The sequence below is a fragment of the Xanthobacter autotrophicus ATCC 700552 genome, assembly GCF_043194565.1.
Taxonomy (GTDB): domain Bacteria; phylum Pseudomonadota; class Alphaproteobacteria; order Rhizobiales; family Xanthobacteraceae; genus Xanthobacter; species Xanthobacter autotrophicus_F.
In genome coordinates this window covers 1-263 of sequence record NZ_JBAFVS010000116.1, presented here as the reverse complement: position 1 = coordinate 263, position 263 = coordinate 1, and the positions used below count along the sequence as shown (strand labels likewise).

The 263-nt window shown below is 70.7% G+C and carries 1 pseudogene; it reads right to left on the bottom strand.

The annotated features are described in order from the left end of the window. Window positions 1-263, bottom strand: a pseudogene (locus V5F48_RS25160) (IS110 family transposase); the annotation flags it as partial.

Here is a 263-nt window from a genome sequence, read left to right as displayed (position 1 = left end):
GCCGCGTGAACTCGAACCGCATCGCCGCACGGGCCGCGAGCAGCGGCGCGATGATCTGTTCAAGTTCAGCCATGCCGGCGACCAGCTCGCGCACGCGCGCCTCGAACCGGCCCGTCGACACCTCGCCGACCTTCAGGCCGAACGGCCGGATCACGCCGCGGATCATGTTCTCCATGTCGATGACCTTGCCGAGCAACGCCTTGCGGCCGGCGAGCAGCACGCGCAGCGCCTGCGCCTCGCGCGACTTGACGTGGACCGCGCGG